We start from the raw sequence: 21,052 nt of genomic DNA, 5'->3' as shown, positions 1-21,052 counted from the left end.
TTTCGGTTTACTCTAAGCTTTACAACATCACCGACTTAACCTTACTTATAAGCGAGTTTTACATCCCATGAATAGGCACTCTATTGTCGGTACCTGTACTGCGCTGCTCGGAATACTCGGGCTGATATTTTTACTTTCAGGCGATTCTCACTTCCCTATCCATCAATGGCCTTATGAGGCTTACCAAGGGCTGGTGTTCTCTTTTGTTTGGGGATTCGGCATCTCACCCACTATCGGTCATCTCTATTCAGTATTCGTGATCGTTACAGTTACCGTGTTAAGCTTTGCCATTGGACACAAGCTATCACGTATTTTTTCTCGTTAGTACAAAGACTTTCATTTCCATAGAACGGGAGGTTCTCTATGAAAAAAGGACTCATTCTACTTCTGACCCTAGCGCTAACTGGCTGCTTAGGTATGCCTGATAAAGTCGCACCAGTTCAAGAGTTCGAACTCGAAAATTACTTGGGGACATGGCATGAAATTGCACGCCTTGACCACTCTTTCGAACGAGGATTAACCAAGGTTACTGCCGACTACTCTTTGCGCGATGATGGCGGAGTCAAAGTCATTAATCGAGGCTACTCAGTCGAAAACCAAGAGTGGAAAGAAGCGGAAGGAAAAGCTTACTTCGTCGACAGCGAACAGACGGGCTACCTCAAGGTGTCATTCTTTGGGCCATTCTATGGCTCTTACGTTGTGTTCGAGTTAGACAAAGCTGACAATCAATACGCTTTTGTTTCAGGCCCTAACAACGACTATTTATGGCTGTTGGCCAGAGAGCCTCAAGTCGAACAGTCGGTTATCGATAAATTCCTCTCAATGTCTAAAGACCGCGGCTTCGACACAGAACAGATAATTTTTGTGGACCACTGATCTCGGAACTCTGTAGGCACATAAAATCATGACGACTTATATTGCGGGATTTTCCCTTGGTTTGTCGCTTATCCTAGCGATAGGTTCGCAAAATGCGTTTGTTCTCAAGCAAGGGCTTAAAAACCAGCATGTACTTTTGGTCTGCGCGGTCTGCGCCATTTCAGATGCACTGTTGATCAGCTTCGGTGTGGCAGGTTTTGGCGCGATTGTGAAACAGTATCCTCAGATTGAACAGTTTGCTCGTTATGGCGGTGCGCTTTTTCTTACCGTGTATGCTCTTCTGAGCTTTAAGTCGGCTTTCACCTCGTATCACGGGATGGACACCAGTGACAAAAGCAGCGCTAGCGCGTTAAAAGCAATCACTATGTGTTTAGCCTTCACTTGGCTAAACCCTCATGTCTATCTTGACACTGTTGTGTTGCTTGGCTCGATTTCTACTCAATATCAACCAAACCAGGCGCTGTTTGCCGCGGGGGCTATCACGGCATCGTTCGTGTTCTTCTTCTCCCTTGGATACGGCGCTCGATTCTTAGCTCCCCTATTCCGAAAACCAAAATCTTGGAAGGTGCTCGAATTCTGCGTAGGCGTCATCATGAGTATCATCGCGATTTCTTTGGTCTTGTAATACTCAAATCCCACTCTACCTATACACCGCATTCTCTTTCATCATAGCCAAAGTCTTGATTGGCTATGGTGAAGCATGCCCCTGTTTCCACACTTTCGCGCTTCGACTAAACAAGCCACCGTTCAAACACATTCACAAAACAAATGAAACCCAAAAGCAAACAAAAGCCTGGGATTATTGGTAATTTGATCCTCTCACCAGATTTATCCACTAAAACCATTTTTTATTCATGGTTATGCGCAAGATCAATATCAACTACCACTAAAGGAGTAAATTGCGACTAAACATGTATTTTTGTTAAGAGTTATTACACTTCATGTCAATTAAGAAAAGATATATTGCCCTAATCGCCGTCGCTGGCATCGCTATCGGTTGGTTAACCCTAGGTGGCACCGCAGCAGTTATGCACTACACCTCTAGCACTGAATTCTGTGTCTCTTGCCACTCGATGGAGATCCCGTACGAAGAGTACGAAGGTTCCATTCACTTTAGTAACGCTAAAGGCATACGTGCAGAGTGTTCTGACTGTCATATCCCATCAGATCCTATGGACTACGTGATCACAAAAATCCGCGCGAGCAAGGATATTTACCACGAGTTCGTGACAGGAAAAATTGATACTGAAGATAAGTATGAAGAGCACCGTATGGCGATGGCTGAAACGGTATGGGCTCAACTACGCGCTAACGACTCAGCGACTTGCCGTTCATGTCACGAGTTCGAAGCTATGGATACATACGAACAGTCTGAAGATGCGGCCAAAATGCACCAATATGGCCAAGACAACAATCAAACCTGTATCGACTGTCACAAAGGTGTTGCTCACTTTGCTCCAGAGCCAGAAATGGACAGCGCAGCGTTTGACAACCTAATGGCATTCACTGAGAAGACCGACCCAAATGCCAAAACTGTTTACCCAGTTGAAGCTGTTCAAATGGGTGATCTAGGTACCATAAACCCAACCACTGAACTGCACGTAATCGCTCAAACTGACACATCTCGAACTGTTCAGCTAGACGCGTACCAGATGAAAGGCGCAGAGCAAGTTCTTTACTTTGGCGAAGGTCAACGTGCAATCGTCGCAATGCTGACTGATGCCGGCCAAGCTGCACTGACGGTCGGTGAATACAAAGCCGATGAATACGGTAACGAATGGCGCTCAGCTTCTCTTCAAACTGAAATCACCGCACCCGTGCTTGATAGCCAAGAACCATTGTGGGATTACGCAGAGCAACTAGACACGGTTTACTGCTCAACCTGTCACGCAAAAATTGCAGCAGGTCACTTTACTGTCAACGCGTGGGGCCCAGTTGCAAAAGGCATGGGTGACCGTACCGACATTTCAGAATACGACTTAGAAGTACTGACTAAATTCTTCCAGAACCACGCAAAAGATGTGGCTGGTCACTAAGAAACATAAGGAAAAGATTATGACTGATATTACACGTCGCGGATTCCTCAAAGGGACTGGTATGGCAGCGGGCGCGATGGCGTTTACTTCCTTAACGCCCCTGACTGCATCTGCTGCCAATAAAAGAGGTTCTGGTGTACTAACAGCGGGCCGCATGGGGCCGATGCTTTGTGAAGTTAAAAATGGCAAGTTAGTCTCAACCACCAATGCCGTTGCCCAAACCGTAGAAAACAGTCTACAAACAACGGGGCCAGATCAGGTTTACACAAAAGCTCGTATCAAGTACCCAATGGTGCGTAAAGGTTTCTTAGCAAACCCAAGCCAACCTGAAGGTGTTCGTGGTAGTGACGAATACGTTCGTGTCTCTTGGGATGAAGCTTACAAGCTAATCCATGAACAGCACATGCGCATTCGTAAAGAGAGCGGTGCAGAGTCTGTCTTTGCGGGTTCTTACGGCTGGCGTTCAAGTGGTGTTCTACACAAAGCTCAAACTCTTTTGCAACGCTACATGAGCATGGCGGGCGGTTACTCTGGCCACTTAGGTGATTACTCTACAGGTGCCGCGCAAGTCATCATGCCGCACGTAATGGGCTCGATTGAAGTTTACGAACAGCAAACCACTCACCCTGTCGTTTTAGAGAACTCAGATGTTGTTGTGCTTTGGGGTATGAACCCACTGAATACACTTAAGATTGCATGGAGTTCTACTGACTGTTCTGGCCTTGAGTTTTTCCACCAACTGAAGAAATCTGGAAAAACCATCATCGCGATCGATCCGATGCGATCAGAAACGATCGAGTTCTTTGGCGATAACGTTCAGTGGATTGCTCCACACCCAATGACAGACGTTGCGCTGATGATGGGTGTTGCTCATTCATTGGTGACGAAAGGCAAACATGACAAAGCATTCTTAGATAAGTACACCACTGGCTACGACAAGTTCGAACAGTACCTACTAGGTAAAGAAGATGGCGTAGAAAAAACACCAGCATGGGCAGAAGGCATCACTGGCGTACCTGCGAAACAGATCGAACTACTGGCCGACATCTTCAGTGCTAACCGTACTATGCTAATGGCTGGTTGGGGCATTCAACGCCAGCAATTTGGTGAACAGCGCCACTGGATGGTTGTTACTCTTGCAGCGATGCTTGGTCAAATTGGTCTGCCTGGCGGTGGTTTCGGTTTCTCTTACCACTACTCTAACGGCGGTAACCCGACTCGTGATGCTGCGGTTCTTCCTGCAATCTCAGCGTCTATCGGTGGTGGTTCGTCAGCGGGTAACGACTGGGCAGTGTCTGGCGCGGTAAACAGCTTCCCTGTTGCTCGCATTGTTGAAGCTTTAGAAAACCCTGGTAAGCAGTTCCACCATAATGGCCATCAGCTAACGTTCCCAGACATCAAGATGATCTGGTGGGCAGGCGGCGGTAACTTCACGCATCACCAAGACACTAACCGTCTAATTAAAGCATGGCAAAAGCCTGAGCTTGTGGTTATTTCTGAGATCTACTGGACTGCAGCAGCGAAGCACGCCGACGTTGTTCTTCCAATCACGACCTCATTCGAACGAAATGATATGACCATGACTGGTGACTACAGTAACCAGCACTTAGTCCCAATGAAGCAGGTAGTCGAGCCGCAAGGTGAAGCACGTAACGACTTTGACGTATTCGCCGACATGGCCGAAATGATCAAGCCAGGTGGTCGTGATGTCTTTACTGAAGGTAAAGATGAGATGGGTTGGCTGAAAGGCTTCTATGAAGTTGCTCAAAAAGCAGGACGCTCTGCACGTATCCGCATGCCTAAATTCGGTAAATTCTGGGACGATAACCAGCTAATCGAAATGAAGTTCAACAAGAAAGCGGCGCAATTTGTTCGCCACGCTGACTTCCGCAAAGATCCGGTTATGAACCCACTTGGTACCCCAAGCGGCAAGATCGAGATCTACTCAAAAACGATCGAAGGGTACAAACTGGAAGACTGTCCTGCTCACCCAACTTGGATGGAGCCTACAGAGTACACAGGTTCGGCTAAAGAGGGTGAACTACAGTTAATGACGGCTCACGCTGCGCATCGTCTGCATAGTCAGTTTAACTACGCTAAGCTGCGAGACGAATACGCGATCGCAAACAGAGAGCCTATCTCGATTAACCCTGAAGATGCTAAAGCACGCGGCATCAAGAGTGGCGATCTGGTTCGAGCATTCAACGACCGTGGTCAAGTGTTGGTTGGCGCATTAGTGACAGATGGCATTAAGCAAGGTTCGGTATGTATTCACGAAGGTGGCTGGCCAGATCTTGATGCGAAGACGGGCCTTTGTAAAAACGGCGGCGCGAACGTTCTGACTTCTGACATTCCAACATCACGCTTAGCAAATGGTTGTGCGGCAAACTCGTCACTGGTTCGTATTGAAAAGTACACCGGACCAGCACTCGAACTCACCGCTTTTGTTCCACCAAAAAACGGTTAGATAACAAAAACACTAACTAACGAATGTTGTGCTAAACCAAAAACCAGAGCTCCGTGCTCTGGTTTTTTATTTGAGTCAGCTTGCTGCTTTTTCCCAATCCGTCAGTAACTTCATGATTTGCCATGAGTCTTTTGGTTTCGCACACGGCTTATCCAATGTGACTTTTCCAGTCTCAATTGCACTGCGAATATTACGCACTTGATAATGGAATGCATCACCCTTAGCTTCTACCTCACGTGTCTGTTTCGATGTTTCATACACCTCAACCGTCAGGCAGTTTGTGCTTGTTGGTAGCCATGGATTCGTATCTAACGTAATCGCGCCTTTGCTACCTAAAATGGTAAAGCCATGCTTTAAACCATAATCTTCCGCGGTATGCAGCTGCAAAGTGACCTGGTCGTTCAACTTAAACAGCGCTGTCGACTCACAAATGTTACTGTCGGCTCCGTGTCGTCCAAACGCTTGAAGATCGTAGCTATCGAAAATTGTATCGCCAAACTGATGTTGAAGTACCAAGTGAGCCAAAGACGCAGGGTAGCAACCTAAGTTGTATAACGCGCCTTTACTCGCGGGATTCACGAACTGGCTAATCGCCGCGACGTATGAAGCTTGAATCGAGCGTACTTCACCGATAGTCCCTTTCTCAAGTTCTTCGAGCAGAGCATGAACAAATGGGTGATGCAGATACATTAACCCCTCAGCGAAAAAGACGTTATGTTCCTTTACGGCGGCCAATGCTTGTTCGCTTTTTTCCATATCAACCGATAAGGACTTTTCACACAAAATTGCTTTGCCTTTCGCTGCGGCTTTCTCTACATACTCATGGTGAAGGTGGTTAGGTAACGCGATATAAACCACTTCGACACTTTCGTCCTCGAGCAAGTCATCCATTGAGCTGTAATTTACAGAAGGTTGATACTGCTTAACGAACGCCTCTAAGGTTTCAGGGTTTCTACCTGCTACCGCATACAACTCACTTTGTTCGTCACCCTTGATTGCATCAGCCATGACTCCTGAAATAAAACTTGTGCCTAAAATTCCCCATTTCATCTTGAATGACTCCTAAAAGCGGCTATTGGTAGCTTTGACCAATTCAGTTAAACCCAATGCGATAAACGCTTGTGTATGTGGCATAGCAAAATGTGCTTCGATGGCCGCTTGATCTTGGTAGCGCTCCCAAAGAATCACTCGGCGTTCATCTTCTACATCGTAGGTCGCCGTAGCCTGAACACATCCCACTTCAGACTCCATGTCCGAACAAAATGTTTGAATCTGTTGCTTTGCCTGTATCAAGTCCACTTCTGGCTTAATCTGTAGTTCTGCTGTCACGTAAATCATCGAAATTAAATCTGCTGTTTGTACTCGTTAATATCAATTTAATTAAAGCCTATTGATTGATAAACTACCTTTACGTTTATTGTTTAATAACTATGAGTTTATAATGGACAAGCTCACCAGCATGACCATCTTCTGTTATGTGGCTGAACATGCCAGTTTTCGCCAAGCTGCGGATCATTTTTCGCTGTCTGCGACCATGATTGGTAAGCACATCAAACAATTAGAGACTGATCTCAATACCCCCCTCATTAATCGGACCACACGCAAGCAGTCTCTTACAGAGTCAGGTCGTCTCTATTGGCATGAATGTCGTAAAATTTTAGACGATATCGCTAACGCTGAGAGCTTACTCCATGACCTACAGAACTCTCCTCGTGGTCAAGTCAAAATCAATGCACCCATCACCTTGGGCAATTATATTTTGGCCCCAATTTTGACTGAGTTCCTCGCTGACTTCCCAAACATAGACGTCGAGGTAGTGCTTGATAATGGTTTGGTAGACCCCTACCGTAGCGATGCAGATTTCATTGTTCGAATTGGTGAATTGAAAGACTCTGATCTGGTTGCGCGCTCGTTAGGCACCTATGAAATGATTTATTGTGCTTCCCCCCACTATCTTGAACAGAACTCAACGCCTTCAACAGTTGAAGAGCTGCAAAATCATTGTTGCCTTGGTTTTCATTACTCAACCTTGGGCAGTGAGCAAACGGCTAAACTCATCAATCCAGCGATAAGTCATGTAAAACCTAGACTAGCGGCAAACAATGGAGAACTGCTCAAGCTTGCCGCCATTAAAGGTTTAGGCGTTGTCCTTCAACCCAAGATCTTGGTTGAGCCTGACTTAAACACGGGCAATCTCGTGCAGGTTTTGCAATCAGCTAGCCCTACACCAAAGCCTATTCACCTACTCTACAAAGATCGTCAGCTCTCTCTAAAAAATCGTACTTTTGCTGATTATGTGATGAGAAAGTGCCAAGAAATTCTGCCTAGCTAAGGTAAGATAATGTCTTCCACATTGTTCAAAGAGACCAAACTATGGCTTTAGAAAAATTTGCCGACATTTATCAGCGCGCCGCAGACAGAAAAGGCGGACGACAGCAGCTCGAATCTCTGCTGAGTCCATCGCTAAGTCGCGAAGAAGTGGCCGCGATCCCAAATGAACGCTGGTTATCCGCCTTTAGCATGAAGGTGTTTCAAAGTGGGATTTCTTGGAAAGTGGTCCGTAACAAATGGCCTAATTTCGAAGAAGTGTTCTTTGGCTTTAAAGTCGAACCGCTATTGATGCTTTCTGACGAACAATGGGATAACAAAGCCGCGGATACACGCATTATTCGTCATCATGCAAAGGTGAAGTCTATTCAGGCCAACGCTCAAATGATTCACGAGGCTTCTATAGAGCATGGTTCGTTCGGTGCAATGATTGCTAACTGGCCAAGTGACGAGATCACAAACCTTTGGCTATACCTTAAAAAGCACGGTAATCGATTAGGGGGTAACACGGGCCCTTACAGCTTGCGTCAAATGGGCGTTGATACCTTCATCTTATCGGGAGACGTCGAAAGTTATCTGCGCAGTTATAAGATTATCGAAGGTGGTCGTGATACAAAGCGTTCACTCGAAGCCGCAAGCAAAGCCTTTGCTCATTGGCAACAAGAGAGTGGCAGAACGCTAACCCACATCAGCCAGATCATTGCTTACGGTACAGGAGATAACCGCGTCCTATAAGATTAACTCTATACAGGTTGAAGAGCCCGCCACTGACTCGCTGTCATTCGATACAAACAGTGGCGTTCAAGTTGATGACCTTTGGGCAGTTTAGGGTGATCAAAATTTTGCTCAGTATTGTGCATCCCAATTTTCTCCATAACGCGGCGAGACGGCGCATTTTGTATGGCGGTAAATGAGTACACTTCGCTCAGATTGAGTTGAGTAAATGCAAATTCTAGAGCGGCCTTCGCAGCTTCTGGGGCGTAACCTTCTCCCCAGTGCTTCGAACTTAGCCTCCAGCCAACCTCAACCATAGGCGCGTTGGGTAAACCTGACTGAGCATCTTGCCCAAGCAGTCCAACAAACCCGATAAACTCATTGGTCGCTTTAAGCTCCACTGCCCAAAATCCCCAGCCATGCTTTTCAATGTACGCATGAGCTCTACCAATCTGCGCCAGCGTCTCTTCTCGATTCATCGTCGCAGGAAAGAAACGCATCACATTTTCATCGGCATTGATTGCAATATAGGCTTCCTGATCGGATGGTTGCCATTGTCTTAGGCGCAACCTTTCTGTCTCAAGCATTTTCAATTCCTTTTATTTTGCAGATAAACCCTGTGACGCAGCATGCTCACGCCGAAACGTAATGAAGTGGATCGACTCTTACGGTTTAAGTGTGTTGATAAGCTTCTCACACAAGTTTTTTAGCTGGATCAGTTCATCTAACTCTAACTGGATATGACATTTCATACTTTCAGGAACGGTTAACGCTTCTGCCTTCAAATCCGCTCCAGCTTCGCTTAGTTTCAAAACTCTAACTCGTTCATCTGTTTCGCTACGCCCTCTGACAACGAAACCTTTGGACTCTAGTCTTTTTAATAACGGAGTGAGCGTTCCTGAGTCTAAGTACAGCCTTGCACCTAAATCTTTAACGCTGATGCCATCGGTTTCCCAAAGTACCATCATGACCAAATATTGCGAGTACGTCAGATCTAACTTATCGAGCAGCGGTCGATAGGTTCGGATAACTGCATTGGCTGTGCTGTATAGTGGAAAGCACACTTGATTATCAAGTAATAGACTTTCGTCTCCCGTCAATGCTCGGTCCTTATCACATGCTGCCATTTTCAATCTCGTCAGTTCGTCACTTAAATAAATTGCGCACAATATACTTGCATTCAATGTTTGTTTCGATCTAACATTGCAAACAATTCAATTGTGCGCAATATAAATTACAAAAGGAAGATACCATGACTACCCTATACAAAACACAAGCTACTGCTCTTGCTGGTCGTAACGGTCAAGTAAAAACGGATGATGGTTTATTAGACCTAGAGCTGTCTTACCCTAAAGAGATGGGCGGCAGCGGCTTAGCGACTAACCCAGAACAACTCTTTGCAGCAGGCTACTCAGCGTGTTTTTCAAACGCGATTCTTCACGTGGCTCGCGAATCAAAAGTCGACCTAAAACAAGCGCCTGTAACTGCTGAAGTCGGTATTGGTCCAAATGAAAATGGTGGTTTCGCGCTAACAGTGAGCTTAGCGGCAAGTGTTGAACTGTCACAAGAACAAGCACTGGAACTGGTTCGTGTTGCTCATCAAGTGTGCCCATATTCGAATGCAGTGAAAGGCAACATTGATGTTCAAGTGACCGTCAATGGTGACGCTATTTAATCTACTTTATCCTTGCCCAAACAAAAAATGCCGACCTCATAAAGGTCGGCATTTTTCATATCATTACTACAGAATATGAAATGTGCCGCGCTGAGCATGTTTGGCTTGATACAACGCTTGGTCGGCTTTCGCTACCACACTCTCGATATCTTGGATCTTACTCAGCGTGTCGATATGTGCGATGCCCAGCGTGACGCTCAACGTTTCGGGCACGTGCTGATTCTCACCTTCCGCCGCGATATCAAACATGATGTTTTTAGCCAATGTCGGGAGATCTTCTGCACCGAGTTGTTCGAAATACAACAAAAACTCATCACCCCCATAGCGATAGACATCGACACAGTGCTTCATCAGACAATTCGCAATCAGCTTTAAAACAAGATCGCCATAAAGATGACCATATTGGTCATTGAGTGGCTTGAATCTATCGAGATCCACCATCACGATCGTAACGTTATGACCATCATTACAAGCTTTTTTAAGTTGGTTCGGCAACAACTTGTCGAGTGCGTAGCGGTTGTAGCATTGGGTCAAATGATCAACGGTCGTCAAACGCTCAAGCTCTTTGGCCTGACGCTCCACTTTTTCCATCATTTTTTTATGCGCGGTGATGTTTGAAACTGTATAAATGGCTTGCTTCTTTCCACTGACCGGAGAGATCAAGGCTGTGAAATGCTGTACATGGCAAGGACCGGTGGAGTGGTCAACAAACTTAAGTTCGGCAGGGTCAATACTGTAGTGATGCTCAACCAAGCAATTTCCATCGATTGAACGACGGATCGCGTGATTTAATTCATCAGCTACCCGTGCTGGTAGTACTTCGTGGTGGGTTTTGCCGATCAAAGTATGCAATTTATGGTGCTTCGTTGAGTCACTACCTCCCAAACAATTGAGATATACACCTTGGTAATCAACCACAAGAGCTGGTTCTGGCAATGCATCGATATAGGGCATTATTTGCTCTTGTTGATTAATTGCTCTTTCGTCTAGGTTCATTTAATCGCCATACTTTCAGTAAAACCACCAAAAGTATGACATACCGTATTGGGCGTTGCACGAGTTACATTAAGGATTAATAGTGGTCATACCAAGCCGATGCTTTTTTCACCGGCTTGGTGGCCAGTTAAGCGCTAAATTGTTCTCTGAGCTTTTTAGCAGCAAGTACCATGTTGGCTAACGAGGCTTCTGTCTCCGCCCAGTTACGCGTTTTTAAGCCGCAGTCTGGGTTTACCCAAAGACGCTCTGCCGGGATCTTTTCCGCCGCCTTATTGATCAAGCCTTCAATCCACTCTTTCGACGGAATATTCGGGGAATGGATATCGTAAACACCCGGACCAATTTCGTTAGGGTAATTGAACTCTTCAAACGCTTTTAACAACTCCATGTTTGAACGAGAGGTTTCAATCGTAATCACATCAGCATCGAGCGCGGCCACCGAATCAATGATCTCATTAAACTCTGAGTAGCACATGTGGGTATGAATTTGTGTTTCTGGCTTCGCGCTTGCAGCAGAAATCTTAAAAGCATCAACCGCCCATTCTAAGTAAGCTTTGTGGTCTCGTTTCTTCAACGGTAAACCTTCGCGAATCGCGGGCTCATCAATCTGAATAATGTTGATCCCAGCGTCTTGCAAGTCAGACACTTCATCGCGCAGTGCTAACGCTAACTGGTCGGCAATTTGTTTGCGGGTGATATCCTCACGCGGGAACGTCCAACACAGAATCGTGACAGGTCCAGTTAGCATTCCTTTCATCTGTTTCGATGTCAGTGACTGAGCATAAGTCGACCATTCGACTGTGATTGGTTGTTCACGTTCAATGTCTGCCACAACAATGGCAGGTTTTACGCAGCGAGAACCATAGCTTTGTACCCAACCAAACTGAGTGGTTTGGAATCCAGAAAGATTTTCAGCGAAATACTCCACCATATCGTTACGTTCTGCTTCACCATGTACCAACACATCGAGATCTAACGCTTCTTGGCGTTTCACTGCATCTTCAATATGACCTTTCAATGCTGTCTGATACTCAAGTTGTGACAGGTTGCCTTTTCGATACTCGCTTCGTTGGACACGTATCTCGCTGGTTTGTGGGAAAGAACCAATCGTGGTGGTTGGGAACACCGGTAAGCCAAGCACTTCACTTTGATGCGCTGCTCGTTCGTTATACGGCGCACTGCGCTCGGCCAATGACTTAGTGATGCTATTGAGGCGAGCCTGCACATGAGGCTTATTGACATGAGTAGCGGTTTTGCGTGCTTGAATTGGAGCGCTGTACGTTTCACAAGCCAAAATAGCGTTTTGATCTCCATCGAGCGCCTTACCGAGCAGCGCCACTTCCGTGACTTTCTGTTTTGCAAAAGCAAACCAACTGCGCACTTCTTTACTTAAATTTGGTTCAAGCTCCAGATCAACAGGGCTATGTAACAATGAACACGAACTCGCTACCCATAGTCGATCACCCAACGCATCTTTAAGTGGCTGTAGCAAGGCTAACTGCGCTGCAAGGTCAGCTCGCCATACATTTCGACCGTTGACCACACCCGCAGATAACACCCAATCTTGAGGCAGTTTTTGCACCACTTGTTCGAGTTGTTCAGGAGAGGCCGATATGTCCACATGCAGTCCATCGACGTCCAGTCCAACAATACTATCCAACGTATCCGTTACCGAATCAAAATAGGTCGTTAATAGAACTTTGACATCGCTACGAATGACTTGATACGCCAGTTTGAACGAATCTAACCATGGTTTTTCAAGCTCAAGTGAAAGGATAGGTTCATCAATTTGTACCCACTCCACACCTTGTTTCGCCAACTTAGCCAATATCGCTTGGTAAGCGGTTAACAAACGCGGTAGTAACGTTAGACGATCAAAACCTTCTTCAACTTCTTTCCCCAAGTAAAGGTAACTCAGCGGCCCAAGCAACACAGGTTTAACTTGGTGGCCCGCTTTAATTGCTTCGTTCACTTCTTCAAACAATTGAGGCCAACTCACTTCAAAAGTATCGTCTTGGCTAAACTCTGGAACAATATAGTGATAGTTGGTGTTAAACCATTTCGTCATGTCTGACGCAGCATGCCCGCTGCAATCACATCCTGCCTGTGACTGGCCTCGACCGACTTTAAACAAAGTATCCAGATCAGGGAAACCATCACGATGTCGCTTAGGCACATGACCAAGCAGTAAGGTGGTCGTTAAAACTTGGTCATACCAAGCGAAGTCTCCTGCTGTGACAAAATCTAGCCCAGACTCTGATTGTGTGTTCCAGTTTTTATTACGCAGTTCGCCCCCGACTTGTTTCAGTTCTGTCTGGCTAATTTCTCCACGCCAGTATTTTTCTAGAGCAAACTTAAGCTCGCGTTTTTCACCGATACGAGGGTAGCCGAGGATGTGTGTTGTTGTAGCCATAGTGTCCGTCCTTACAATTTTGCGAGTATTCGATTAGTTATTCTGTTCAGCACACCAAAAGATGTCTGGATGGCTAAAATATCTCGCTAAACCACACATGGAGCAATCTCCAAATATTCAACTTGTTTATTAATTTTCTTCATATTGAGAAAATCCAACTCTCAATAAATTAATTTTGGTGGTTTAAAAAGTTTTAGACGTCTAGATGTTTACACTCCTATAAAAACACGTTAGGTTAAAACTATTCATGCGCAACTAAGTTTATCTGAAGGGAATTCATGATTGAGCTCAAGCATCTAAGAACACTGGCGACATTGAGAGATACAGGCTCGCTCACAGCGACGGCCACCTCTTTGCACCTCACGCAGTCAGCGCTCTCGCACCAAATCAAAGATCTAGAAGCGCGAATTGGCGGGCAACTTTTCTTACGTAAAACACGCCCAGTTAAATTTACCTCCGAAGGCGAAATTCTACTTAAACTGTCTGACGACGTATTGCCAAGATTGGCGAAAGCAGAGAATGAGATTGCGAGTTTAAAGGAAGATGTCAATGGCCGTTTGCACATGGCTATCGAGTGTCACTCTTGTTTTCAGTGGTTGATGCCAGCATTGAAAGAGTATCAAGTCGCGTGGCCGAGCGTCACACTCGATTTCTCCTCAGGTTTTGGCTTTGAGCCTTTACCAGCTTTGATGGCTGGTGAGCTCGACTTAGTGATCACATCCGATATTCAGCCTCGCTCTGAAGTCCATTACGAGCCGTTGTTTGATTTCGAAATGCGCTTAGTCACCTCGATCTCACATCCGTTGGCGCAAAAAGCGTGTATTGAACCTGAAGACTTGGCAGATGAGACGATGCTTTCCTATCCAGTACAAAAGAGTCGTCTCGATGTAGTGAAGCACTTCTTACAACCTGCGGGCGTTGAACCTGCGAAATGGAAACAAGCTGACAATACCTTGATGTTGGTGCAAATGGTCTCGGCTGGTTTAGGGGTGGCTGCTTTGCCAAATTGGGCAATTAGTGAGTTCTCGCGCCAAGGCTTGATCAGCAGCATTCCGCTTGGTAACGGATTGTGGCGTCGATTGTTTGCTGCCACTCGCCACTCAGACAAAGATAAGCGTTACTTACAAGCTTTCTTTAACACCGCAAGGCAACAATCACAAAGCCATTTAGATGGAATAAAAACGGTCTAGTTGACGATCAAAAAAGGAGGTATATCGCCTCCTTTTTAAATCAACTTAAATAATTAGATAAACAGATTTTAGTCTGGTTGGTATCACTATCTATCGTATGATTTGAACTGGTTTGTGAGTGGGTCGTATTGATACCCGAGCACATCGAGTTTACCCACGACGGATTCAACATCCATTTCATACATTGATACCAGTTCTTCAAAACTGTCGCATTCTAAGCGCAGTTTCTCATTCACTATTCCAAGTAAAATGATGCTATCGAAACTGCCCACATTGCTGAGATCCATGACCGCCTCCTATTTCACACTTGCTTACATTAGCGTAGACCTAAATGGCGGATTTTGAAGTGAACTGGATCGCTAACTTACAACGCAAAGAGCGCTTGGTTTGACGCAGCAGACAGCAACATTAACGCCATTGCAAAACCAAGCTGAGGCTTACTGATCTCTTTTGATGCCAACATATGCCAGCACCACACAACCACTGAGCCAATAAGAAGTGCGAAACCAGCCAGTAGTGGCTGCACAATCGCCGTTAGTGTTTCTTCATCTAGCCCGTATGTTTTCAGCAAGATAGCAACACTCATCAGCATCGCTGACACAACCCCTGCCACTGGAAGAATACGATGGAAGGCTTGTAGACGTGTACGAGCAATGGTCAGTAAGAAGTGTGCAAACAGTGAACCTAACAAGATAATTTGCACCAACGCACTCATACCCGCCGCCAACGATGATTGTTCACTCACTTGGATACCGACATAGGCTAAAGCTAAACCATTAGCCAGATACATCACCCAAATCGGGCCTTGGTCTCGAGTCTTTTTCGTCTGCACTTGCGAATAAAAATAGGCGATGGCGAACACCACCATCATTGCTTCAATACGCAGGGAAGCCACGGCTAACCAAAGTAGCGCAATAGATGGAAGGACTTTATGAATACGGCCGCGCTGGCCTGGGCAGATATCACCCTTCACTAAAATTAAAGTCAGGATAAGTTGCGCACCCAATAACATAGGCGCAAAAACGGCGAGAAGTTGCTGAATCATGGAGTCTTCAAACTAAAATTATTACTGGGTGCGGATAATAGCAGACTGGTTAATTTTAGCCATCGGCGAAGTACTGCAAAATGTCTCGGCTTGTGATGATTCCAAGATACCCCCCTCGCTCATTGACCACCAGCCAAGGCGGTTTTACACCCGACTTAATCAGTTCATTGATTTCACTGATAGGCATCTCTAAAGGGATAGTATGGACGTGGGTATTCATAACCTGATTCAGCGTCTTTTTCCCAAGCGTTACATCGCGTGCTGTTTCCAGTTTCGTCCCTAGCGTTGGTGACAAATGTAAGTTGAGATCTTCACGGCTCACGATTCCAACACATACGCTTCTATCTACAATCGGGATCTCTTCGAGCGAATACTGATCCGACTCAAACAAGATACGTGCTTTTTCGATCGTATCTCCGGGTGTGAGTGTCGGTAGGTGGAGCTTGGTTATGCTGAGAATCCCACTCCTTTTTAGATGACTTGAACTAGACAGAAAGCGTTCTAACTTGTCGCAATAATTCCATGCGTTTCCAAGCTCCTCCATGGGTAACGGCTTAGAGAAAAAATACCCTTGGATATAATCCACGCCAAGACCACACACAATACCTAACTCTTGGGCTGTTTCGACCCCTTCTGCGACGACTTTAACATCCAAGGTATGCGCTAACTGGGTGATCATTTTGACGATAAAAAACTTATGGCTGCCCTCTTTGAGATCTTTAATGAACTCGCGATCAATTTTCAAAATATCGAAGTTACAATCACTTAGATAAGAAAAAGAGCTATAACCAGTGCCAAAATCATCAATCGCTACTTTGACGCCTCTGTGGCGAATATTTCTAATCAATGAAGACTGTCGAGATTCGCTATCAAAGTAGGCACTTTCCGTCAGTTCTATAGTGACATTCTCGGGTGTGGACGCATATTGGTGGACAAGAGAATCGGCGCTTTGCAACACTTCATCGACTTCTAGTTTGGTGTTAAGAGAGCGGTTGATGGTAACGCCAATCATGCGACCAAACTCTTCTTGTATCGAGTTAAGATCTTGCAGTGCTTTTTTACCAACGCACCAATCGAGGTCTGAAACTAAGTCTAGATCTTCTGCAATCATTACCATCTCTTGAGTATTGAGTAGTTGACCATTGGGCGCTTTAAAACGACTCAGTGCTTCAAACTTCACAATATCCCAGCTTTTAACATCCACAATCGGTTGATAATAAACTTCAACCGCTTGGGCTTTAATGAGCTTCTCTGCCCATTCTTCAAGCTCTTTGCGACGCAAAACCTCTTTATGTAAAGCGCCATGATAAAAGGTGATTTGCCCTCGCTGCTCAACGCTTTGTTCCAACATCGCTTGTACCGCGTGTGACACCAACAATTTCGGGCTATGGGTGTCATGGCCTAGCACGGAAACTCCTACCCGACCTTTGATGATTGCGTTGTGAATATGACTGCCCGCAGTATGATTTAGCTCTGCAAAAAATCGGCGAATCGTCCGATGAATCAAACGGATTTGAGAAGGGCCATTAACCTTGTCACACTCCAAACAAGCAACAAAATGGTCACTACCCAAATACCCCACATGCTCAACCACTTGATTACTGGCTAAATGTTCGGACAGAACCGATTTAAGTTCAAAGTCATCAACTTGGTCAAAAATTGGATGGAAGGCAACAACCATGCTGACACGTGCGTTCACGTCATCCATCCACTGATTAGCAAGCGTGTGAATAAATTGCTTTTCAGTTGGCAATTGAGTCAGTAACTCTACCCCTCCTAGCTCTACATCCGCGATACGATAAAGGTTGTCAGAAAGATCAAGGTAAACCCCCACATAAAACACCCCTTCCACCAGCGTAACTTTCTGTAAAGTAAGGTCTTGCGGATAGGTTTTCCCTGCGGAAGTTTGCAATAAAACCACGCCTGACCAGCTTCCCACCGACTCAATGGTTTGCCATATTTTTGGATAGAAGTTGTCACTGTGCTTACTCGAATTCAGTACATCCATCGAGCACCCTGCTAACTTCTGATTGGTGTAGTTGGCGTGTTTTAAAAAGTAATCATTGCAAACCACAATCTTTCTGTCCTGATCCGCAATTAAGACACCGTGATGAGGGTTATTAAACAGTTGCTCAAACAAAGCGCCGAGCGTAGACGTGGTCGCATGAACGAAAAGAAGAGGCGTAATAACACCTTTCACGCAATGGCGGTTTATTCCTTTAAACGAGAGTTCAATATAGCAACATTGATCATCACTTAACTGCAAGCAGCAACCAAAGCGTCGTGCCGACAAAGAGTGACAAGCTTCGGTGAGTAAGCGGAGTAACTCTGTTTGGTCACGATAGCTCATGCAAGGGAGTAACACATTCCCCGTTAAGGTAGGTAGGTCTGAATTGAGCAGTTGGCGGCAGCGTTCTTCATCAATCATCAAATGATGTTGCTGGGTATCCCACTCCCACTCAAGGAAAGCACGGCGCTTCGGCTCGCTACTGAGGTCGTGGGTACGTTCAGAACCTAGATCCCTATACATTCACTCGTCCTTTCGTTCAGCGTCCCCTGCTATTAAAGTTAGAACACCACAAAGTAACTGACTAAATTATTACTAATATAATGCGCGATCTTTTCAGAGTAATAATCCATCTATATTTACCGCTACACTTATCATGATGTAAAAAGCGAGCATTTCGTCGATATATTGACCAATACACCCTATGAATTAACCGTTTAGCGACAAGGATAAATCCGCACCTAAAATGAGGGATTTCAAGCGCTAAAATCTTGCTCAGATTGAGGTAGATCGTCGCGGTTCAAGCCGCTATAATTCGCGCTCCTTGGAACAGAGACCAAAATATGTACAGCAACGTTACTCCTATTCATGAGCACAAAAAATATTGGGCAGAATGCTTCGGCAGCGCTCCGTTTCTACCGACCAGTCGTAAAGAGATGGACGCCCTAGGATGGGATAGCTGTGACATTATCATTGTGACAGGTGATGCATACGTCGATCACCCAAGCTTTGGTATGGCAATTATTGGTCGTCTGTTAGAAGCTCAAGGCTTCCGCGTCGGTATTATTGCTCAGCCAGATTGGAGCAATAAAGATGCGTTCATGAAGCTAGGTAAACCAAACCTATTTTTTGGTCTTACCGCAGGTAACATGGACTCAATGATCAACCGCTATACCGCTGACCGTAAACTTCGTCACGACGACGCGTACACACCAAATAACGAAGGTGGTAAGCGCCCAGACCGAGCAACACTCGTCTACTCTCAACGCTGTCGTGAAGCCTACAAAGGTGTACCGATTGTACTTGGGGGTATTGAGGCTAGCCTGCGTCGTCTTGCTCACTACGACTACTGGTCAGATAAAGTAAGACGCTCTGTTCTATTTGACGCGAAAGCTGACATTCTTCTTTTCGGTAACGCTGAACGTGCACTTGTTGAAGTGGCGCACCGATTGGCTGACGGTGAAGACATTTCAACGCTGACCAACATTCGTGGTACTGCAGTGAATCTTCCTGCTGCGCCAGAAGGGTTCAACGTTATTGATTCATCTCGTATCGAGAAACCACGCAAAGACGCATTTGTGCCGCCAAACCCTTACGCGGTTGAAGAGCAGTGCGACACAAATAAGAAAGCGGAACAAACCGAAGCGGAAGCGAAACCAATCACGATTCGCCCATCACGTCACGACGCGAAAACGACTGCGGTTCGCCTGCCTCCGTTTGAGAAGCTAAACAACGACCGTATTCTTTACGCTCACGCTAGTCGTATCATGCACCTTGAGACAAACCCGTACTCTGGGCGTGCTCTGCTTCAGCGCCATGGCGACCGTGAACTGTGGGTAAACCAAGCACCAATCCCGTTATCTACGGAAGAGATGGACTACGTCTTCGGCCTGCCTTACGCACGTGTCCCTCACCCAATGTATGGCAAAGCAAAGATCCCTGCGTACGACATGATCAAAACGTCGGTGAACATTATGCGTGGCTGTTTTGGTGGTTGCTCATTCTGTTCCATCACCGAACACGAAGGTCGAATCATTCAGAACCGTTCGAAAGAGTCGATCATTTCTGAACTCGAAGAGATCCGCGATAAGGTTCCTGGTTTTACCGGCACGATCTCTGACCTTGGCGGCCCAACAGCCAACATGTATCGCTTAGGCTGTAACGATCCTAAAGCGGAAGCAAACTGTCGCCGTCCGTCTTGTGTGTTCCCAGGAATCTGTAACAAGCTTAACACCGACCACAAACACACCATCGATCTTTACCGTGAAGCACGTAAAGTGAAAGGCGTGAAGAAGGTAATGATCGCGTCAGGTGTACGTTATGACCTAGCGATTGAGTCACCTGAGTATGTACGTGAACTCGTTACACACCACGTTGGCGGCTACTTGAAGATCGCACCTGAGCATACCGAAAAAGGCCCACTTGACCTGATGATGAAGCCGGGCATGGGTACCTATGACCGCTTTAAAGAGATGTTTGAGAAGTACAGTGAAGAAGCGGGTAAAAAGCAGTATCTGATTCCATACTTTATCTCAGCACACCCAGGCACTGAAGATGAAGACATGCTTAACTTGGCACTTTGGCTCAAAAAGAACGACTTTGAGTGCGACCAGGTACAAAACTTCTATCCTTCTCCAATGTGTAATGCCACATCGATGTATTACTCAGAGACTAACCCGCTTAAACGTGTGAAATACAAAAAGCGTGAAGAAGTGCCTGTAGCTAAAGGTGAACGTCAACGTCGCCTGCATAAAGCATTGCTGCGCTACCATGATCCAGCCAACTGGCCAATCATTCGCGAAGCACTGATTAGCATGGGTAAAAAACACTTAATCGGTGACAAGCAAAACTGTTTAGTTCCTGCTGAAGATGTGGATGCGAAGACACCAGCGCAGCGTCGCAAGTCTGGCCGCCATGGCTCTCAACGTTTCGCAACCAAACATACGAAGAGCCAACCAGGCTTTGAAAAAATGAATGGTGAAAAACGTGGCAACAGTAATGGTCGCGGTAAGCCAAGCACTAACCAAGGCGGTTCAACGCAAGGTAACCGCAATGGCAAACCAAGCGGTAAACCTGGTGAAAATCGCGGTGGTAAGCCGCAAGCGCGAGGTAACTCAAAGCCTTCCACAGCGCGTAAGCCTAAGCGTCGTTAAACCCTGATTGATAATCGCAGCTTCGGCTGCGATTTTTTTATCCAACCCCGCCAGCTGCCCCACTCATCGGTTCTAACCAACTGAGCTCTATAGAAATGGATAAATATATCAATAATTTTTTGCACCTTAGTTCATAACCTCCATACTTATTA

Annotated in this window: 19 protein-coding genes; 10 read left to right on the top strand and 9 right to left on the bottom strand. The window is 45.9% G+C overall.

Annotated features, from left to right (window positions below; all coding sequences use genetic code 11):
• The first annotated feature begins 67 nt into the window (after positions 1–67).
• From F0231_RS12250 to F0231_RS12230, 5 genes are all read left to right on the top strand, one after another.
• A complete protein-coding gene (locus F0231_RS12250; protein WP_171760016.1) occupies positions 68–325 on the top strand; it encodes a hypothetical protein in 258 nt (85 codons plus the stop codon).
• A 38-nt stretch (positions 326–363) separates the two neighbouring features.
• Complete coding sequence (locus F0231_RS12245; RefSeq protein WP_171760015.1) at positions 364–876, top strand: lipocalin family protein; 513 nt, start codon at positions 364–366, stop codon at positions 874–876.
• 28 nt (positions 877–904) lie between these two features.
• Entirely contained in the window at positions 905–1,501 is a 597-nt protein-coding gene (locus F0231_RS12240; protein WP_171760014.1) for a LysE/ArgO family amino acid transporter, read from the top strand.
• A gap of 316 nt (positions 1,502–1,817) precedes the next feature.
• Positions 1,818–2,912, top strand: coding sequence for a NapC/NirT family cytochrome c (locus F0231_RS12235; RefSeq protein WP_171760013.1), 1,095 nt, complete (start codon positions 1,818–1,820; stop codon positions 2,910–2,912).
• A gap of 19 nt (positions 2,913–2,931) precedes the next feature.
• Positions 2,932–5,379: a molybdopterin guanine dinucleotide-containing S/N-oxide reductase gene (locus F0231_RS12230; protein ID WP_171760012.1), complete on the top strand. Its 2,448-nt coding sequence runs from the start codon at positions 2,932–2,934 to the stop codon at positions 5,377–5,379.
• Positions 5,380–5,454: 75 nt separating this feature from the next.
• Here the strand turns inward: F0231_RS12230 and F0231_RS12225 are convergent, their stop codons facing one another.
• A complete protein-coding gene (locus F0231_RS12225; protein WP_171760011.1) occupies positions 5,455–6,429 on the bottom strand; it encodes a Gfo/Idh/MocA family protein in 975 nt (324 codons plus the stop codon).
• A 12-nt stretch (positions 6,430–6,441) separates the two neighbouring features.
• Positions 6,442–6,717 carry a putative quinol monooxygenase gene (locus F0231_RS12220; RefSeq protein WP_171760010.1) on the bottom strand — a complete coding sequence of 92 codons (276 nt, stop codon included), beginning with the start codon at positions 6,715–6,717 and terminating at the stop codon, positions 6,442–6,444.
• Between the two features lie 103 nt (positions 6,718–6,820).
• Between F0231_RS12220 and F0231_RS12215 the strand changes: the two genes are divergently transcribed.
• Together F0231_RS12215 and F0231_RS12210 are read left to right on the top strand one after the other, a co-directional pair.
• Positions 6,821–7,711 (top strand): LysR substrate-binding domain-containing protein, encoded by an 891-nt coding sequence (locus tag F0231_RS12215; RefSeq protein ID WP_171760009.1) that lies wholly within the window; start codon positions 6,821–6,823, stop codon positions 7,709–7,711.
• A 41-nt stretch (positions 7,712–7,752) separates the two neighbouring features.
• Positions 7,753–8,442 (top strand): DNA-3-methyladenine glycosylase I, encoded by a 690-nt coding sequence (locus F0231_RS12210; protein WP_171760008.1) that lies wholly within the window; start codon positions 7,753–7,755, stop codon positions 8,440–8,442.
• Positions 8,443–8,450: 8 nt separating this feature from the next.
• Here the strand turns inward: F0231_RS12210 and F0231_RS12205 are convergent, their stop codons facing one another.
• Both F0231_RS12205 and F0231_RS12200 read right to left on the bottom strand, forming a co-directional pair.
• Entirely contained in the window at positions 8,451–9,008 is a 558-nt protein-coding gene (locus tag F0231_RS12205; protein WP_171760007.1) for a GNAT family N-acetyltransferase, read from the bottom strand.
• Positions 9,009–9,086: 78 nt separating this feature from the next.
• Positions 9,087–9,548, bottom strand: coding sequence for a MarR family winged helix-turn-helix transcriptional regulator (locus F0231_RS12200; protein WP_171760006.1), 462 nt, complete (start codon positions 9,546–9,548; stop codon positions 9,087–9,089).
• A gap of 125 nt (positions 9,549–9,673) precedes the next feature.
• On the opposite strand from F0231_RS12200, the gene F0231_RS12195 reads away from it, so the two are divergent.
• Positions 9,674–10,096, top strand: coding sequence for an organic hydroperoxide resistance protein (locus F0231_RS12195; protein WP_171760005.1), 423 nt, complete (start codon positions 9,674–9,676; stop codon positions 10,094–10,096).
• Between the two features lie 66 nt (positions 10,097–10,162).
• On the opposite strand, the gene F0231_RS12190 is transcribed toward F0231_RS12195, so the two are convergent.
• Positions 10,163–11,092, bottom strand: a complete 930-nt coding sequence (locus F0231_RS12190; protein ID WP_171760004.1) for a sensor domain-containing diguanylate cyclase — start codon at positions 11,090–11,092, stop codon at positions 10,163–10,165.
• 127 nt (positions 11,093–11,219) lie between these two features.
• Complete coding sequence (gene metE / locus F0231_RS12185) at positions 11,220–13,505, bottom strand: 5-methyltetrahydropteroyltriglutamate--homocysteine S-methyltransferase (protein ID WP_171760003.1); 2,286 nt, start codon at positions 13,503–13,505, stop codon at positions 11,220–11,222.
• A gap of 278 nt (positions 13,506–13,783) precedes the next feature.
• Between metE and metR the strand changes: the two genes are divergently transcribed.
• Positions 13,784–14,695, top strand: coding sequence for an HTH-type transcriptional regulator MetR (gene metR / locus F0231_RS12180; protein WP_171760002.1), 912 nt, complete (start codon positions 13,784–13,786; stop codon positions 14,693–14,695).
• Between the two features lie 86 nt (positions 14,696–14,781).
• Here metR and F0231_RS12175 read toward each other — a convergent pair whose 3' ends face one another.
• The 3 genes from F0231_RS12175 to F0231_RS12165 form a co-directional block, all read right to left on the bottom strand.
• Positions 14,782–14,982, bottom strand: coding sequence for a DUF4250 domain-containing protein (locus F0231_RS12175; RefSeq protein WP_171760001.1), 201 nt, complete (start codon positions 14,980–14,982; stop codon positions 14,782–14,784).
• 77 nt (positions 14,983–15,059) lie between these two features.
• Positions 15,060–15,740, bottom strand: a complete 681-nt coding sequence (locus F0231_RS12170) for a hypothetical protein (RefSeq protein WP_171760000.1) — start codon at positions 15,738–15,740, stop codon at positions 15,060–15,062.
• Positions 15,741–15,795: 55 nt separating this feature from the next.
• Positions 15,796–18,270, bottom strand: a complete 2,475-nt coding sequence (locus F0231_RS12165) for an EAL domain-containing protein (protein WP_171759999.1) — start codon at positions 18,268–18,270, stop codon at positions 15,796–15,798.
• Positions 18,271–18,590: 320 nt separating this feature from the next.
• Between F0231_RS12165 and F0231_RS12160 the strand changes: the two genes are divergently transcribed.
• Positions 18,591–20,900 (top strand): YgiQ family radical SAM protein, encoded by a 2,310-nt coding sequence (locus F0231_RS12160; protein WP_171759998.1) that lies wholly within the window; start codon positions 18,591–18,593, stop codon positions 20,898–20,900.
• The last annotated feature ends 152 nt before the right edge of the window (positions 20,901–21,052 follow it).

Origin of the sequence: Vibrio sp. RE86 (assembly GCF_013114545.1) — a bacterium.
Taxonomy (GTDB): Bacteria; Pseudomonadota; Gammaproteobacteria; order Enterobacterales; family Vibrionaceae; genus Vibrio.
Note: the sequence above shows the minus strand (reverse complement) of the source record. Positions and strands in the feature narration are given on the sequence as shown.